General features: G+C 48.4%; 20 protein-coding genes. 9 read left to right on the top strand and 11 right to left on the bottom strand.

All coding sequences use genetic code 11. The features are described 5' to 3' along the window. Positions 1–25 precede the first annotated feature (25 nt). Complete coding sequence (locus BLD48_RS09830) at positions 26–730, top strand: alpha/beta hydrolase (protein ID WP_071500064.1); 705 nt, start codon at positions 26–28, stop codon at positions 728–730. A 181-nt stretch (positions 731–911) separates the two neighbouring features. On the opposite strand, the gene BLD48_RS09825 is transcribed toward BLD48_RS09830, so the two are convergent. The 5 genes from BLD48_RS09825 to BLD48_RS09805 all read right to left on the bottom strand — a co-directional run bounded on the left by BLD48_RS09825 (position 912) and on the right by BLD48_RS09805 (position 3,984). After that, entirely contained in the window at positions 912–1,259 is a 348-nt protein-coding gene (locus BLD48_RS09825; protein WP_071500063.1) for a DUF2200 domain-containing protein, read from the bottom strand. A 119-nt stretch (positions 1,260–1,378) separates the two neighbouring features. Continuing rightward, positions 1,379–1,651 carry a hypothetical protein gene (locus BLD48_RS09820; protein ID WP_071500062.1) on the bottom strand — a complete coding sequence of 91 codons (273 nt, stop codon included), beginning with the start codon at positions 1,649–1,651 and terminating at the stop codon, positions 1,379–1,381. Positions 1,652–1,676: 25 nt separating this feature from the next. Continuing rightward, on the bottom strand, positions 1,677–2,558 hold the full coding sequence (locus tag BLD48_RS09815; protein ID WP_071500061.1) for a hypothetical protein: 882 nt from the start codon (positions 2,556–2,558) through the stop codon (positions 1,677–1,679). 31 nt (positions 2,559–2,589) lie between these two features. Beyond that, a complete protein-coding gene (locus tag BLD48_RS09810) occupies positions 2,590–2,829 on the bottom strand; it encodes a hypothetical protein (RefSeq protein ID WP_071500060.1) in 240 nt (79 codons plus the stop codon). 156 nt (positions 2,830–2,985) lie between these two features. Then, the gene (locus BLD48_RS09805; protein ID WP_071500059.1) at positions 2,986–3,984 is read right to left on the bottom strand and encodes an NADP-dependent oxidoreductase; all 999 of its coding nucleotides are present in this window, start codon (positions 3,982–3,984) and stop codon (positions 2,986–2,988) included. Positions 3,985–4,121: 137 nt separating this feature from the next. On the opposite strand from BLD48_RS09805, the gene BLD48_RS09800 reads away from it, so the two are divergent. Genes BLD48_RS09800 through BLD48_RS09790 form a run of 3 tightly spaced genes read left to right on the top strand, consistent with a single transcriptional unit; the run spans position 4,122 to position 5,569 of the window. Then, the gene (locus BLD48_RS09800) at positions 4,122–4,361 is read left to right on the top strand and encodes a hypothetical protein (RefSeq protein ID WP_236629988.1); all 240 of its coding nucleotides are present in this window, start codon (positions 4,122–4,124) and stop codon (positions 4,359–4,361) included. Beyond that, positions 4,358–5,155 (top strand): phosphotransferase enzyme family protein, encoded by a 798-nt coding sequence (locus BLD48_RS09795; protein ID WP_071500057.1) that lies wholly within the window; start codon positions 4,358–4,360, stop codon positions 5,153–5,155. Before BLD48_RS09800 ends, BLD48_RS09795 begins: the two co-directional genes overlap by 4 nt. 30 nt (positions 5,156–5,185) lie before the next feature. Then, positions 5,186–5,569 carry a YkvA family protein gene (locus tag BLD48_RS09790; RefSeq protein ID WP_071500056.1) on the top strand — a complete coding sequence of 128 codons (384 nt, stop codon included), beginning with the start codon at positions 5,186–5,188 and terminating at the stop codon, positions 5,567–5,569. Here BLD48_RS09790 and BLD48_RS09785 read toward each other — a convergent pair whose 3' ends face one another. Further along, positions 5,570–6,094: a P-loop NTPase family protein gene (locus tag BLD48_RS09785; protein WP_071500055.1), complete on the bottom strand. Its 525-nt coding sequence runs from the start codon at positions 6,092–6,094 to the stop codon at positions 5,570–5,572. 223 nt (positions 6,095–6,317) lie between these two features. Between BLD48_RS09785 and BLD48_RS09780 the strand changes: the two genes are divergently transcribed. From BLD48_RS09780 to BLD48_RS09760, 5 genes are read left to right on the top strand one after another with little or no spacing between them, the layout of a single operon-like run. Beyond that, a complete protein-coding gene (locus BLD48_RS09780) occupies positions 6,318–6,674 on the top strand; it encodes a potassium channel family protein (RefSeq protein ID WP_236624445.1) in 357 nt (118 codons plus the stop codon). 34 nt (positions 6,675–6,708) lie between these two features. Beyond that, entirely contained in the window at positions 6,709–7,920 is a 1,212-nt protein-coding gene (locus tag BLD48_RS09775; RefSeq protein WP_071500054.1) for a chloride channel protein, read from the top strand. A gap of 1 nt (position 7,921) precedes the next feature. Next, positions 7,922–9,589: a DUF6044 family protein gene (locus tag BLD48_RS09770; protein WP_071500053.1), complete on the top strand. Its 1,668-nt coding sequence runs from the start codon at positions 7,922–7,924 to the stop codon at positions 9,587–9,589. Between the two features lie 3 nt (positions 9,590–9,592). Continuing rightward, positions 9,593–10,543 (top strand): glycosyltransferase family 2 protein, encoded by a 951-nt coding sequence (locus BLD48_RS09765; protein WP_071500052.1) that lies wholly within the window; start codon positions 9,593–9,595, stop codon positions 10,541–10,543. Then, a complete protein-coding gene (locus BLD48_RS09760) occupies positions 10,540–10,923 on the top strand; it encodes a GtrA family protein (RefSeq protein WP_071500051.1) in 384 nt (127 codons plus the stop codon). The genes BLD48_RS09765 and BLD48_RS09760 overlap by 4 nt, the downstream gene beginning before the upstream one ends. A 39-nt stretch (positions 10,924–10,962) precedes the next feature. On the opposite strand, the gene BLD48_RS09755 is transcribed toward BLD48_RS09760, so the two are convergent. The 5 genes from BLD48_RS09755 to BLD48_RS09735 all read right to left on the bottom strand — a co-directional run bounded on the left by BLD48_RS09755 (position 10,963) and on the right by BLD48_RS09735 (position 16,096). Beyond that, positions 10,963–11,373, bottom strand: coding sequence for a DUF2231 domain-containing protein (locus BLD48_RS09755; RefSeq protein WP_071500050.1), 411 nt, complete (start codon positions 11,371–11,373; stop codon positions 10,963–10,965). Between the two features lie 81 nt (positions 11,374–11,454). Continuing rightward, positions 11,455–12,042 (bottom strand): DedA family protein, encoded by a 588-nt coding sequence (locus tag BLD48_RS09750; RefSeq protein ID WP_071500049.1) that lies wholly within the window; start codon positions 12,040–12,042, stop codon positions 11,455–11,457. A 96-nt stretch (positions 12,043–12,138) separates the two neighbouring features. Continuing rightward, entirely contained in the window at positions 12,139–14,775 is a 2,637-nt protein-coding gene (locus BLD48_RS09745; protein WP_071500048.1) for an ABC transporter permease, read from the bottom strand. 26 nt (positions 14,776–14,801) lie between these two features. Continuing rightward, on the bottom strand, positions 14,802–15,497 hold the full coding sequence (locus tag BLD48_RS09740; RefSeq protein WP_071500047.1) for an ABC transporter ATP-binding protein: 696 nt from the start codon (positions 15,495–15,497) through the stop codon (positions 14,802–14,804). A 194-nt stretch (positions 15,498–15,691) separates the two neighbouring features. Continuing rightward, positions 15,692–16,096: a TIR domain-containing protein gene (locus BLD48_RS09735; RefSeq protein ID WP_071500046.1), complete on the bottom strand. Its 405-nt coding sequence runs from the start codon at positions 16,094–16,096 to the stop codon at positions 15,692–15,694. Positions 16,097–16,160 lie beyond the last annotated feature (64 nt).

The raw sequence follows: 16,160 nt of genomic DNA, 5'->3' as shown, positions 1-16,160 counted from the left end.
TCTGAATCGAAAAGGGGACATCCAAATGAATACATTAAATGATATTGTACTGTCGATCCGGACCTTTCCGGCGCAACAGCCGATTTCCCGCAAAACCATCTGTCTGTACCACGGGTGGGGATCCAGTGTTAGCAAATACGAGGATTTCGCCGAGATGCTCTCAAAGCAAGGGTTTACGGTCATTGTGCCGGAACTCCACCTGCATGACAGCCGTGATGCGTTAGCAACGTACTTTAACACGGGCGTCGTCGAACGTCACTTTTGGGAAGTTGTGTTTCAAAGCATCGAAGAATCGAATGCGCTCGTTAAGCAGCTGAACGTTCCAAGAGAGGACATCATTTGGCTTGGTGTCTCGATGGGAGGATTCATCGCCAGCGGTGCTGCTGCTAAACATGACGGTAGCGCAGGGGTGATTAACATCAACGGGTCCGGCTCCTTCCTCTTTTCGGAACAGCTTTTCCGAAGACGTGACAAAAGAGACGATTTAACGGCGGAAGAAGAACGACACTTGCGGGCGTATGATCCTGTCCTGCAAGAACAGTCTACACCAACGTTATTCGTACATGGACAACGCGATGCGGTCATTCCGATTGAAACGCAGGAGCATTATGTACGACAAGTGGGCGAAATCCATCACGATTTAACGTTTCTGAAACATCCGTCGATCAACCATACCGTGTCGGATCAGATGATAGCGGACATCTTCATTTGGTTGAATGATCGTTTTTAACGAGAATAGACAGAAGAACCGGACACCTGCTTGAGGTGCCCGGTTTTTTAGTATTTAGTGATTAGATGGGACGCCGTACCGAAGATAATGATCAACGAGGTAAAAACCGTTCATTAACATCGTGACGAGAGCGAAGAGTGACGCGATGGTAGTCAGCATACGATTTTTCCTCCTTAGATTCTTACCGTAAGATTTTCTCGAACGCTTTTCCTTTTGCCAGTTCATCAATCAACTTGTCGAGATAGCGGATTTCCCGCATCAACGGATCCTCGACGTCTTCGACGCGGACGCCGCAGACGACACCTTTGATTAACAATCGACGTTCCTGCATCTGTGGGGCATCCGCAAAAAATGCTTCGAATGTCGTCTTATCTGCTGTCAGCGTTGCAAGTTGTTGTTCCGAGTAACCGGTCAGCCAGCAGATGATCGTATCGACTTCCTGTTTCGTCCGACCCTTGCGTTCAGCTTTTGTCACGTAAAGCGGATAGACACTCGAAAACGCTGTCGTATACAAACGGTGTTTCGTCATCGTATTTCCTCCTCATGACTAATTATTACAAAAAGTGTAGCATATCGAACGCTCGAAATGGACCCCTCCGGATAAAACAAAGACCGTCCTTTTCGCACGAAAAGAACGGTCTTAACCAATCATTTTTTTACATCGATGACATGGAATTCAATCTGTTCATCGTCCGATACCCCATATGCGAGCTTCCCGTTGGCATAAATCGGTTTGGACGTTGTATCGGCCATTTCCGTCAAGGGAGCAACGGTGCCGCGCGCAAGATCGGCGTACCAGAGTCGCGTCATACTCTCCCGGAAAATCACACGGTCAGCCGATAAAAAGCGGAATGCATCAACCGTCAAGCGATTGTCCGACGGTTTGAACTGGTACCCCGGTTGTCGACCTTTCTTAGGCATGAAGAGGGCGGAGCCTTCTTCATGCCTAAGAAACATACTTTTTGTTGTGTTCAAAATCAATCAGCCCGTTCATCCGTCGTTTGAACGTGCCGTCAAACGTCTCGAGTGTCGGCGTTTGATGACCGTTTTTGAAAGTACTTGTATGCAAAATCAGCCCGGCATCGCTCCGGCGGAAGTCAAATGGATACTGTCCATTCCGTTTTGCGCCTTCTTTTAAAATATACTGCTGATGGATGATGATGGCGTCTTCCGCGACATCAAACGACTTGAGGATTGTTTTCGTTCGGGTTGGTGTCGCTTCATGCGTCATCCAGGATACCCGTTTGGACGACGTATCCAGATAAGGAATCGCCGTGTTATAACGGCTGATCCCTTGATCAAGCGTATTGATTTTTTCCGTCTTCAAGTCCAGCAAGCGAATCGCCCATTTTTGTCCGGACTTGGTTTGATTGTATTCGACCCAAAACAGGTAATGCGACACTCCGGTCATCATACCGATGGTCCGGTTGACCGTATGCAGCACTTGGTTATCGTTCGACCCTTGGCTGTAGCGGTAAATGTAACTGTTAATGGTTGTATCACTCGTTTGTTTAACGTGCGTATAGTAGATCGATTGCTCATACAGATAGTCCGGAGCGATCAGGACGTTTTGACCGGTAAAAAACGACGACAGATTGTATGTCTGATGTGTTCCGAGCGAAATCTGGTCCGTCTTTTTCTTCAGCGGCACGTATTTTCCATAGTCGGACAAAGGGGCACTGACCGGTTCAAGATTTGGCGTCGGCTCAGCCACCTGCGGGTCTGCCTTGATTTTCGACGGTTGCTTGGCTGAATCAGAATCGGTGCATCCTGCGGTGACGACAAGCGACACCATTAAAGCTGCCGTAAGAGCTGTTTTCCAGTGCATGATCTGTGTCTCCTTTTAGACGAAGTGGTCATCATCTACGGTTTTGTTTTCTTCTCCAACGCATCGAGACCAAAAAAGCGGAAATTCCGGACATCACAATCAAATACAACAAAAAGACGAAGGCGAATTCGCCATAATCTTCAAGACTGTTGAATGGATTTGCTGTAATGAACGGCTCAGGTAGAATCCCGATCAAAAACAGCGGAATGAACAGCAGGAAAAACCGTTTCCAAAAATAATACTTGTACGGGGTGCCGGTACGTATGTTCATCTACTTGCTCCTTCCGGTTAGTAAAAGTTAACATCCTTTATTTTACATAATAGCTTATTTTATACTTTGCTTGAGAGTCGGATTTAAATAAAACATCAATACAAAAACAGTCAATAAACAACAGTATGTCCGGTGCTTATTGACTGTTTAAACGGTTTATTTGATTTTTAAGACGACTTTTCCTTTGGCCCGACCGGACTCGGAATACTCGAGCGCCGCTTGGGCGTCTTCAAACGGATACACCCGGTCGATGATCGGCTTGATTTGTCCACTCTCGATCCATTCCGTGATGTGTTCAAGTTGTTGACCACTTGGTCGCATGAACAAAAACGTATAGGTGACACGATGTTTTCGTTCAAGAAGTGTCTCGCGGAGCGTCAACAGTCTAAATAATGACGTCTTGAAAAAACCGGACTGGTAGGATTTACCGAACCGGCCGTTCGGCAGTCCGGAAACTGAGACGATCTGTCCGCCCGGACGGACAACCTTAAACGACCGTCGGAGCGTCTCGCCGCCAATCGTATCGTAGACCCCGTCGTAATCGTGCAACAGGTCCTCGAAGGCTTCGGTCCGGTAATTAATGATTTTATCGGCCCCAAGTGACTGGACAAGCTCATGTCCGGCGGGGCTTGTCGTCGTTGCGACATATAGTCCCATCGCTTTCGCCAGTTGAATCGCAAACGTTCCGACGCCTCCGGCACCGGCGTGAATCAAAACTTTTTGTCCGGGTGTCAGCTGAAGAATGTCATGTAATGCCTGATAGGACGTCAAGCCGACCAGCGGAATCGAAGCCGCTTCCTCAAACGAAAGCGTGGCTGGTTTCAAAGCCAGCATCTGTTCATCAATCGCGATGTATTCAGCAAACGTTCCGATCCGGTTCTTCTCGGCCCGTCCATAAACAGCGTCGCCGACTTGAAACTTCGTGACGGCAGAACCGATTTCAGTCACGATACCGGAAAAATCATTGCCGAGAATCAACGGGAACTGATAGGGAATCAACAGTTTGACGTTCCCGTCCCGAATCTTAAAATCAACCGGATTGATGCTTGCGGCATGAATTTTGACGAGCACATCATGGGGATTGACCTGCGGACGAGGCTGTTCTGTAAGTTCAAGCGGGACGTGACCGTATTGTGTGATGGTCATGGCTTTCATAAATATCGACTCCATTTCCTGACTTTTCTATCCCCTAGTCTACCAGTTGGTGAGACTTGCGAACACTTTGAGTGATTGATTCAGACATGATAAGCTAAATGAAACAGGAAAATTTTAGGGCGTAAGGGGATGGAATGATGAGTAAGACAGGTGAACGCTTGTTACGAATCTGGATTCGTGTCCCGCGGTTCATTAAACGGATGATTCCGCTCAGTATCACGCTGTATGTCATCGGGATGATAATCACGAACGGGGTTGACACGTTGTGGCATTTTGACTTTGCGTTGGTCAAAGGAAGCGATCTTGTCATCAGTTTAGTCGGGGCATCGATTCTCGCCGCTGCACTGAGTCAACGGAAAGGGGAGGATACCACATGACACAACCTGAGCAGGAAGAACAATTGACGGGCGGGAATGTCTCCGACGTCTCACGGATCGGGGATACGGTCAGACGGGAACAAAAACCGGACAGTGAACGGATTCACCGGTTGTTACACCATCTTGAGAAAAGAGGGTTTACAGGGAGTTCACGGTTTTTAGGGATTGACGCGCAAAATCGGGAAATCGTCTCATACATTGAAGGCGAGGCCGGGAATTATCCGCTCCAACCATACATGCGCTCGGATATCGTTTTGGAAGAAACGGCACGCCTATTACGTGCTTATCACGAGGCAGCCGCAGATTTCCCGATACCAAATGAGTGGCAGCCGCTCGACGGAACACCGGAACCGCTCGAACTCATCTGTCATAATGACTTTGCCGTCTATAACGTCATCTTTCAAAATGAGCGTCCGGTCGGCATCATCGATTTCGACGTTGCTGCCCCAGGACCGCGGATTTGGGATATCGCTTATACGATGTACACTTTTGTTCCGTTAAGTCGGCATCAGATGACGGCAGAAGGAGAAACAAGGTTTTATGATGCTGTCGAAGACCAGGAGCAAATCCGGCGACGGGTTAAATTATTTTTATCGGCGTACGGGGAACCGGAACTACAAGGTGATCTGTACGGGACCGTGTTATTGCGCGTTGAAGCCCTGATCAAAACGATTCACCGGAAAGCAGCGGAAGGTGATATTGCCTTCCAACGGATGGTGGACGAAGGACACGTCACACATTATGAACAGGAAATCGACTTTTTAAAACGGGAAGGAGCCGACTGGTTCCGTTGAATACATTCATACGTAGAACGGAGACTCATCATGTTCCAAAAGTTAAAGGAGACCGCCAAAGCGTTGAAAAAACAGCTGTTCATTTTGTATTTCGCCTATCAAGATGACCGGGTCGCCTGGTATACCAAATTATTTACGGCTTGTGTTGTCGCTTATGCATTCAGTCCGATTGACTTGATTCCAGATTTCATCCCGGTGTTAGGGTATCTGGACGATCTCATTCTGGTCCCGTTAGGTATCCTGTTGGCACTGAAAATGTTGCCGCAGGACGTTATTGCGGACTGTACCGTCAAAGCGGAAACCTTGATGCGTGGTGACAAACCGAAAAATTGGTTCGTCGCCGGCTTCATCCTGTTCCTTTGGTGCGGGCTTGCTGTCTGGATAGGTGCAAAGGTGTACGATATGATTCACTAATTAATCTTCATGAAGTTTCTGATAGGCGGATTTAATGTGTTGGTAGATGTCGTCCGTCGGTAAGGAAGCATCGACTTCGATGACGGGTGATACCGAACACATCATTTGAAGTCGGTGCTCAGCTAGCGTCCCAATCATCGCCGGATCCGTCGCCGTCAAGTAAGTCCGGCACCAATCGAGAAATTCGTTTGATCCCTTGAAATCGGGATACCGTTCTTGTTCCCGTTTGATTAAACGGTTCATCCGTGTGGCTTCATCCAAGCGTAAAAAAACAAGCAACTCCCGGTTGTCGAAGCCGTCCGGATTCCACGAAAAGACGGAACCGGAGACGACATACTGTTGGTGGTTTTCGATATCCGGTGTATATAAGGCATACCGCTCCGCGACCGATCGTTTTTCGGTAAACGTGTGGTCTTTCCACAAATAACGATCGCTGTCGATCCAGGGGATATCTTCTTGTTTCCCAATCCACTTGCCAAGCGTACTTTTCCCAGTGCCGGAACCGCCGATGATTTGAATCCGCATGTTTCTGACCTCCTCTAAAGTAGATGAATGTTTTGCAGGAACCTTCATATTACCTTATTCTATTGTTCAAAATAAGGGAGTGGACATACAGATTGGAAACCGAACTAGAGGATGGACGTAAAGGGAGACGATTTAAGAATCGTTCTTCCTTTTTTCGGGTAATTCAATAGATAAGGTAAAGGAACGATAGTCGTTACGTGTCAAGTCTGCTTGTGAGGAGAGGATGGATGCGATGATTGCCTTTTTCATTCTATTACGCAATATGTATTACGTCCTGAAAATCCTGTTTCGGCAGGACGAACAAAAAGCCGTCATGTTCTCCGTCGCTTTTCTCCTTGCGGTCGGGATGTTTTTTTATCACAGCGTCGAACAACTGAGTTATCTGGATGCCCTCTATTTTTCCGTCATGACGCTGACAACGGTCGGATATGGTGATATTCATCCGGTCACGCCGATCGGCAAGATTTTTACGATGGGGTATGTCTTGCTTGGGATCGGTGTCATCAGTGCCCTGATCGTCAACTTCAACCGGGCGTTAAAAGAGTTCCATTTAAATAAAAACAAATCAAACCGGAAGTGACAGGCTTTTTTTCTTGGGCTGAGGAGTGATGCGGATGAACTTTAATCTGGTATTCGTCCTGTACAGTTGTTTGCTTGGTTTTCTCGTTGGTGCACTCGCATCATTGTTTCTGGCATTGTCGAATCTGCTGATTCATCTTGTCTGGACGACGATTCCCGGCCAGCTGGACACCACGTTTTATCCGTTTTGGATTTGTCTGTTTGGCGGACTGCTGATCGGACTGTTTCAAACGTATATCGGCGACTATCCCCGGACGATGCATCAGACGCTTGAGGAATTCAAGACAACGGGTCGGGTCGCATATGAAGGGACGGTTGTTAAAAATATCGTGGCTGCCTTACTCGTCCTGACGTTTGGAGCAAGTCTCGGACCGGAAGCGGCATTGATCAGCATCCTCGGCGGATGGATGACGTGGGCCGGTGACCGGATGACCTGGACGTTGCAGAAGAAAAAAGAGTTGCTTGATCTTGGGATCGGGGCGATGTTATCGACGATTTTTTATGCGCCGTTGATCGGCGTCAGTGAAGCACTCGAAGACGGGGTGAACCGGGCCAACTTCAAGCGGAAGTCCATCAAAGTCTTGTTGTATGGGCTGACGACGGCTTGTGGGATCTTCGCGTTTACGACACTGAATCGACTGTTCCCACATGAAGTCTTGTTTTCGATCAGTACACCAAAAGTCAACTGGACGACGGAGGTGATGTATTTCCTGCTTCCGGCAGTTGCGATCGGGACCGGATTCGGGTATCTATTTGTAATGTTTGGTCGCTGGACGGACGCGGTGGCACGGAAGTATCCGCATCCACTGGGTTTAGCTTTGGCCGCTGGTGCGATCTTAGGTCTGTTCGGCAGCCTGTCGTCTTATTTCTTATTTTCCGGCGAACAAAAAATCCTCGAGTTCTCGCGGATTGCCTTCTATCAATCGGTCTTCTTCTTAATCAGCATCGCCGTCGGGAAAGCGCTTTTGACCCATGTCTGTTTTTCGTTCGGGTGGCGGGGCGGAAAAATCTTTCCGGCCGTCTTTTCCAGTACAGCGATGGCATTTGCCTTAGCGTCCGTTTTCCCGTATACACCGGGCCTGCTGATTGCGGTCAGCGTCGCCGCCAGTTGTACGGTCATCCTCAAACAACCGTTTGTCACCGCGACCTTGCTGTTGTTTTTGTTTCCGTTACAATTTTTCCCGTTTATCTTGCTTGTTGCTGTGTTGATCAAACAACTGTCTGTTCGTCTCGGGGGGAGAGCGTGACATGAAAACAAAAGAGCCGATTTGGATTGGTCTTGGCGTGTTGCTGACGCTCTGTTATCTCCTGCCGCTCTTTTGGTTAGGAGAACAGGCACACGTCCGGATTCACGATAACCTCGATTCGAACGTCGTCTGGTATAAAAACTTAGTAGAGTCAGGCAGTATTCATGTCGGGTTACAGGATACCGTTCCGAATCTTGTGGGCGGTGTCGTCTCTAGAAATGCCTTCGTCAGTGAATGGACGGGCATTTTGTGGCTCTATGAATGGTTCTCGCCTTATACGGCATATGTCATCAGTCAAGGATTGACGCGAATCTTTGCTTTTATCGGACTGTATCTGCTGTTACGGGATCATTTGAAGCTTCAGTTGCCGCGAGCCGTCATCATGTTCGTTGCGGTGTTGTTTGCCTGGACGCCGTTTTGGCCGTCCGGGATGCTCAGTACACTCGGCATGCCGCTCCTGTTATGGGCTTACCTGAACCTGTGGCAGAAACAACGAATCGGATTGAGTTTGCTTACCCTCGCACTTGTGCCGTTTTACTCGAGCTTCGTTCTCGGCATCGTATTTTTCTTAGCTTTGTTAGCCCTGTTCGGTTTGTACAGAGAGTGGCGTCAAAAATCGTTCCACGCTTTATTTTGGACGGCCTTCGGAGCACAGGTCCTGCTTTATCTTGTGATTGAGTACCGGTTGGTCTATTCCATGCTATGGGAAGGGGAAGTGACGAGCCGTGACCAGTTTGATATCGGTCATAACGGATTCTGGCGGACGATTCGCTTATTTTTCAAACAGTTTGTGTTAGGTCATACCCATGCCGAGGCGGCACAGACGCCGGTCCTGCTGTCGTTAATCCTTGGTGTGTTGATCGTCGCGATTTATCTGAAAGACCCAACCGTCCGTTGGCTGAAACAGGGACTGGTGTTACTGGCCGGTTTGTCTCTTTGGTACGCCAGCTGGTTCTATACAGGTTGGGAACCGCTGAAAGACCACATTCACGTGATGCAGACGTTTAATTTTGCCCGTTTTCACTTTGTGGAACCGATGCTGTGGTATATCCTGTTCGCTCTGGCACTGGATTGGTTATGGCGACGTGCCCGTCAGCGGCTTGTCACCGTTATGATCCTGCTGCAGGCAGTGGTCCTGCTAATTTGGAATCCGGAAGTCATTTACCAGAAGCAACCGAGTTTTAGCGAATTTTACGCGGTCCAACAGTTTTTACGGATTCAGTCGTACATCGGAAAGCCGATTGATACCTATCAGGTCGTGTCGTTAGGCTTACATCCGGCAATTGCCCAATATAACGGCTTTCGGACACTGGACGGGTACGTCAACTTTTATCCGCTCACGTATAAACAGAAGTTTCGGACCATCATTCAAGGTGAGTTAAAGAAAAGTCCCCAATTGCAACGTTATTTTGATAATTGGGGGAATCGTGTCTACATCTATGCTGCAGAGCTTGGCAAACACTACGACTATACCAAAACGAATCAGAAGCCGGTCCGTCAGTTGGATATCGACACCGTTCAGCTCAAACGAATGGATGGAGATTATCTGTTGTCGGCTGTCCCGATCCGGAATGCATCATCGACTGGATTGAAACTTGAGAAAACGTTTCGTGACAACCAATCTGCCTGGATCATTTACTTGTATCGTGTCGCGCCTGAAGGAGGATGAATCATGTCTGATGCACCGATTCTCGGAATCGTGATTCCTTGCTACAATGAGTCAGAAGTGTTACCAATGACCATCCATGCGCTTCAAGAACGATTGACTGAATGGATTTCGACCGGTCAATTGTCCGGACAGTCGTTTATCTTCTTCATTGATGACGGCAGTCAGGACGACACATGGCAACAGATTGAACAGATTCATCAACTGGACGACCGTTTTCAAGGAATCAAACTTGCGCATAATGTCGGACACCAGCATGCCCTTCATGCCGGATTGATGGAAGGATATGCAGCAGCCGACTGTCTCGTTTCGGTCGATGCCGACTTGCAGGATGACCTCGGCATCATCGAAACCTTTCTGAAACGATTTCAGGACGGGGCTGATATCGTTTATGGTGTGCGGACGGACCGGACAAGTGACAGCTGGTTTAAGCGGACGTCGGCCCAGTGGTTTTATCATCTTGAAACAACACTCGGGGTCGAAACGGTCTATAACCATGCTGATTACCGCTTGATGAGTCGACGGGCGGTTGCGGCGCTGGCCAATTATCCGGAACGGAATCTGTATTTACGGGGACTTGTCCCGACACTTGGTTTCCGGACGGAGGAAGTGACGTATGCCCGGACGGAACGTCTGGCCGGAGAGTCGAAATATCCGCTTCAGAAAATGTTGGCGCTCGCCTGGGACGGCGTGACTTCCTTCAGCGTCCGACCGATCAAATTGTTATTTTTTCTATCGTTATTCATGGTCCTCGTGTCCGGCGGCTTTGTCGGATATACGTTGTACCGGTTTGCGGAAGGGGAAACGATGAGCGGCTGGGCGTCCTTAATGCTGTCCATCTGGTTCATCGGCGGCTTACAGCTGTTCGGGATTGGATTGATCGGCGAGTATGTCGGAAAAATTTTCAGTGAAGTGAAACGGCGCCCCTCGTATACGATTGAGGAAACGTTGAAATGACACGGAAAATCCTGCGTTTTCTACTGGTTGGTCTCGTCAACACGCTGATTGGACTCGGGATGACCCTTTTGTTGTACCACGGCTTGCGGACAGGATACTGGGTCGCAACGGCATTTGGGAATGGATGCGGCATCGTGGTCAGTTACCTGCTGAATCGGCAGTTTACGTTTTCTGCGACGACAAATTCTAGAACCGACTGGATTCGTTTTTTGCTTGTCGTACTGATCAGTTACCTGATCGCCTATCGTTTTAGCCTGTTCGTAATCGACCTGTTCGTTCCGTCGTCCGGCGGAACGGGAGCGATTCTTGTCGGAATGGTCCTTTATACGGTCTTGAACTTCATCGGACAAAATTATTGGGTATTCAAAAAGCCAAGCTGATCTAGTTCTCACATCGAGAAAAAGAGCGCTTGGCTTTACTTATTTGACATAAACCATCTGTCCGCCGAGATGGCCAGCATAGGCGAGAAGACCACTACCGATGATCGCGACGACGAGACTCGCGAGCAGCAACGGTTGTTTTTTCGAGCGGTAATGTAGCAGGAGCAGGACGAGCGACAGACCGAATGTCAACAGACTGTACAAGGCGAAGTCTTCATGAGTATGAATGGCATCACATGCCACGTTCAACTGACTTTCCGCAAATTCCTCTGCGCCGTCTCCCGTTAAGTAGGCGGCAATTCCGGATAATAATCCTACAACTAACGTAATCAGCGAAAAAATTTTCAGTTGCGTCCACTTCAGACTTCCGAAAAGCAAGAGCGTCGCGAATAACAAGAGACCAATCGGCATCTGCACGAGTAACGGAGGAAGCGGGATTCCACCTAACATTAAGCCAGCCTCCTTTGAAAGCGAATATAGCTAAGTGTATCAATTATTTTAAAAGAGGACTGATATCCTTTGTGAAACAAGTTAATCTTCAGGACGATTCTTTTTTGACTGGCGTCTTTTGATGATCGTCCGAACCAAGAAGAAGACGATGATACTGACAATGATGATCCAACTGAGATGGCGTGTTGCAAATGTCCCCACAATCGTCCAACGTTCCTGTAACAGATAGCCGCTTGTCATGAAAAACAATGACCAGACCGTAAAAGAGAGTAACGTCGAGATGGTAAAAGTCAAAAACCGAAACCGTAATGTTCCTGCCATCAGACCAAACAGGGTTTTCCAAATCGGAGAGAGCAGAAGATACCAACCGCCGTACGCCCGAAGACTCGTTTCGACCATCTGCATACGTTCTGGATTAACATGAAGCCATCGTTTCAAAAAAGACAGAACACGTTCGCCGCCATAATAAGCGAGCACGTACAGAATGGATTGGGAAACATAAAATCCGACTAAACCGGCTCCGAACATCAAGAGAAACGACATATGATTTGATGCAACCAAATAGCCGGCATACCCCATGATCAGTTCAGTCGGAATGAAATGCGCCAGTAAAGCCAGTATGACACCCCAATAACTGTACAGTTCAAGCCACGATTGCCAGTTCCCCATCTCGAACATCCTCTCTCTGTACGGAATTGATGTGAACCCAGTGTAGCATGCCTTTCCGTACAGAGAGTCCATCCTCAGGTGGATTAATTTTTAAAGTCACCCGGCATCCTTCAGCTCCTGATACGGATTCACGCGTGCCGCGATTTGTGCCGGCAATAGCGAAGCAATTGTCCCGAACAAAACCGGCAGAAGCAGGGAGACCCCAACCAACAATGGTTCATCCCATGGAACTAAGTTATACAAGATATAAATCGTGATGTAGGAGATGCTCAGTCCGACGATTCCGGCGACGAACCCGATCAATATCCCTTCTAACACAATCAATTGCCGGACGGAACGGTTCGTCCAACCGACGGCTTTTAAAATCGCGAGCGAGGCCCGGCGGTCGGTGACGTTTTGCCACATGATTTCCCCGGTCGTTAGAATAGCAATCGTAATCGCAACACCCATTGTCACGTAATGCATCGGACCGACCTGTAACGCAACGAATTGACCGAGCCAGGACGTATATAGCACCCCTTGCAGGTGAAACGTCACGAACAGGAAGAACGTCAACAGAGCAGTCGGCAAGGCGATTGAGAGAATCGACAGCGCATTACGTTTCCATTTGCCGAAGATTTCTTTCAGTGCCAGCGTCCAGGTCGAACGCAAGCCGAGTTTGACGTGAGACGATGACGCATATTCACCGGTCTTGATCGCTTCGTACGGCGAGATTTTTCGGATTGTAAACGACGACCAGGCGGCACCGGCAAAGTAAATTAGAAGACTGAACAGGGTGATCCAAAGCAGGCTCCAGCCGTTCATCGTCTCACTTCTGACATACGAGAAAATACTTTCGACAATTAAAGCGACGACGGAGACAAAACCGGCAAGCAGGGCGGCTTCAATCAACACAATCCGGTACAAGTCTTTTGTCCGCCAACCGAGCGCCAGCAGCACAGCGAATTCTTTCCGCCGGGCGAGCATCGAGACATAACTTGTCGCGAGGACGTAGACGATGGCAACGGCAAGCATCGCGAAGATGACCCCTGAAAAACCGACACTCGTCTCGCGGAAGATTGTCATCGCGGCGCCGATGTGAACCCACGGCTGTTCGATCCAACCGAGTGTCTTGCCGTTATCGATGACTTTCGTCACGACCGGTTGCGGGGACGAACCCTTCGTGATGGTTGCCAGCAGACCGGTTTCCTGTTCGATTTGTGTCTTGACGTCTTGCAGCAATTGTTCCGATTCTTCACTGACAGTTGTTGCGCCTTTGACTTTGAGGCGAATCGACGAGATAGCCTGTTTTCCATTGACGGCAAAGGCACTGTCCAGCGTCGTCAGGATGTTCGGTGAGTTCGTCAATAAACCAACCGGATTACCGGACGTATCGATTGATTTTGCCGGATTGACCGGATTGCCTTTCCCATCAAGGACGAGATCAGCAGAGGATGGTCGATATGTTTCCATCGGCAGTTCATTGAGCGGATCCTTTGAAACTTTAATCTTGTTCGGATCATATAGGCCGACGACTTTAAAGGTGAGGAAAGGATACTTAAACGGTATTTCCATTTCAGAAGGATTTTTGACCTTTTTTCCGGTCGAGACGAGAGATCGGTATCCTTTGGAAGGATACGTCGACTCCGAAAAGTACCAGTTCTTTAAGTGAATCGCGGAGGTGCTGGCTTCAAAAGCATTTTTCCAGCGCGTCGGATATGGACTTTTTGTTTCTTTGAACTGAAGCGGACCTGATTTGTACAGCAGTTGTGCTCCTGGAGCATCTTCTGCAACAAAAGTCTGGAGGTTTGTCCCTTCCGATAATGTTTTAAGGTATGTTTCTTCCACTTTAGAAGAAGGCATCTCAAGGCGTTGCGTCAATTTGGCCGGATACGTCTGAAGGATAGAATTTACACGGTCGCCGTCCGGCTGTTTTTTGACCAGTTCTTGGACCAGTTTTTCCTGATCCTGCTTTGTTTGATAAGGGGCATCCAATTTTTCAATCGTAAATTCATACATCCCTTTATTAAAGGAATGCGGATTGACAAGAACCGGAATGACATGATTGTCAGCACCTCGAGGCGACTCCCGGTGATCCAGTTGTGAAAAATACCGGGAATTATTTTTAGAACTGACGCTTTGATCGAGCCCTACCAGTCGGGCTTCCTCCTTCGGATCGACGGCGACAATCAGAACCGGATTACCGGCAGAGACATCCCGGAAGCTGTCCACCGGAGATGTCGAGAAGGGAACCTTTTCTGGTAACTGGATCTTCGTGCCTTGAGCAATATGGATGAGGTCTTCGAATTGCTGTTCTTTCCCGAGGCCTGTCTCGGTGTATGTTGTTCTCTTGAAGCGGTAAATACCGGGCTCCTTTGGAAACGTCATGGCCTTCTTAAACATAACAAAGGCATGGGCATAGCCCATCACGGCAATCGGTGCTGCAATATCGACTTCCTTCATTTGTTTGATGGTTTCATATTGCTTAAAAGAAATCCCGCCGTTGATGCCGTTTAAGTAATTCGGTTCCAGTAAATCATTTGATTCAGTCGACATTTGACTGCCTTTTGGCCGGACGACGATATCGTAGGCGGACGACCACTTTTTCTGTAACGTCTGTTCGACCGTGCCTTGACTCGAGTCGGTCAGGTTGAACATCAGACTGAGTCCGGCACTGATGATGAGCGCTCCGACAAGCGTCAGGATGAACTTAAACCGTTGCCGGCGCCAGTGATTCAGGACAAAACGTAACATCTCAAACCTCCTCTTATATTATTTTTTCATACACTTCGAACCGTCTGTTTCCGCCGATCTTCGACAATCCGACCATCCTGCATGAATAAAATCCGGTCCGCCCGTTCAGCGAGTGCCAAATCGTGCGTGATGAACAGGATGCCGCATTGTTCTTCCTGATGGAGATCGAGCAACAGTTGAAAGATCATCTCCCCGTTGACCGAGTCGAGATTGCCGGTCGGTTCGTCGGCGAGAATCCAGCGCGGGCGATTGATCAGGGCTCGGGCGATCGCGACCCGTTGCTGTTGACCACCGGATAACTGTGCCGGTAAGGCATGCTGTTTCGCTGTCAATCCGACTTTTTCCAAGATTTCCGCAATCCGGTCCTCTTTGTTAAAGTCCGCTTTTTGTTTCAGCAGAGGAACGAGCAGATTTTCTTTGACCGTCAACGCCGGCAAAAGGTGAAACTGTTGGAACACGAAGCCGATTTCCTGCGCCCGGAACTTCGACAATTGACGGTTCTTCCACTTCGTAATGTCTTGTCCGTCATAGTCGATCTGCCCCGATGTCGGCCGGTCGAGCGAGCCGATCAGACTTAAAAAGGTCGATTTGCCCGATCCGGACGGTCCGACAAGGGCGGTGATATCACTTGCAGAAAACTGACAGGTTAACGCTTTTAAGACTTCACTCTGTAGTCCCGCCTGGTTGAATGTGTGCGAGACGTCTTTGACGATGATATCCATTCGACCACTCCTTTTACAAATTAAGGTAAAATAAGTGTAGTATCATTTGAAAATTTTGTCTATTTAAAAAAGATTTATTAAATAAAGAATAGAAACAGAAGTTTCCGGTTGAATGAGAATAAAAAAATCAGCTAAACGTTGTGTTTAGCTGAGGCATATTAACACTTTGGCAGATTCGTTCTTTCAGCACAATCTCACCGGACAGTCTGCTCGTTCATTGCGTCTAGAATAGTCTGGACCCAGCCTTTGGAAGGACCGATACACTTCATAATGCCGTCAATATGATAAAACGTGCTCGCTTCCGGACCGGTCCAACAAGTTTCGTCCGTCATGCAAAGAAAAATCGGAATCTGATTGGCAAGGGCAATCCCGAGCTCGACGTGGCTGCCTTTTCCGGCAGGGAGCACCAAAATTAAGTACTCGCTCGCCCGTACGGCATCGAGTTCCAGCTGTCCGATCCATTGCAGGGCAGCCGGTGTATCGACCCGTTCCGATTGTGTCCAGTCGTATGTCAAATGATGACCTCGCTTGATCAGTTGGTCGTTTATGAAACGTACGTCTTCGATATTGCGGAAGCTGCTGGCCGTGTAAAAATTCATTTGAATATCCCCTGTCCTATAATTTTTTTACAGATTTTTGAAACTAAATCGGAACATAATCAGT

The sequence above is a fragment of the Exiguobacterium sp. KRL4 genome (assembly GCF_001870785.1).
Taxonomy (GTDB): Bacteria; Bacillota; Bacilli; order Exiguobacteriales; family Exiguobacteriaceae; genus Exiguobacterium_A.
Note: the sequence above shows the minus strand (reverse complement) of the source record. Positions and strands in the feature narration are given on the sequence as shown.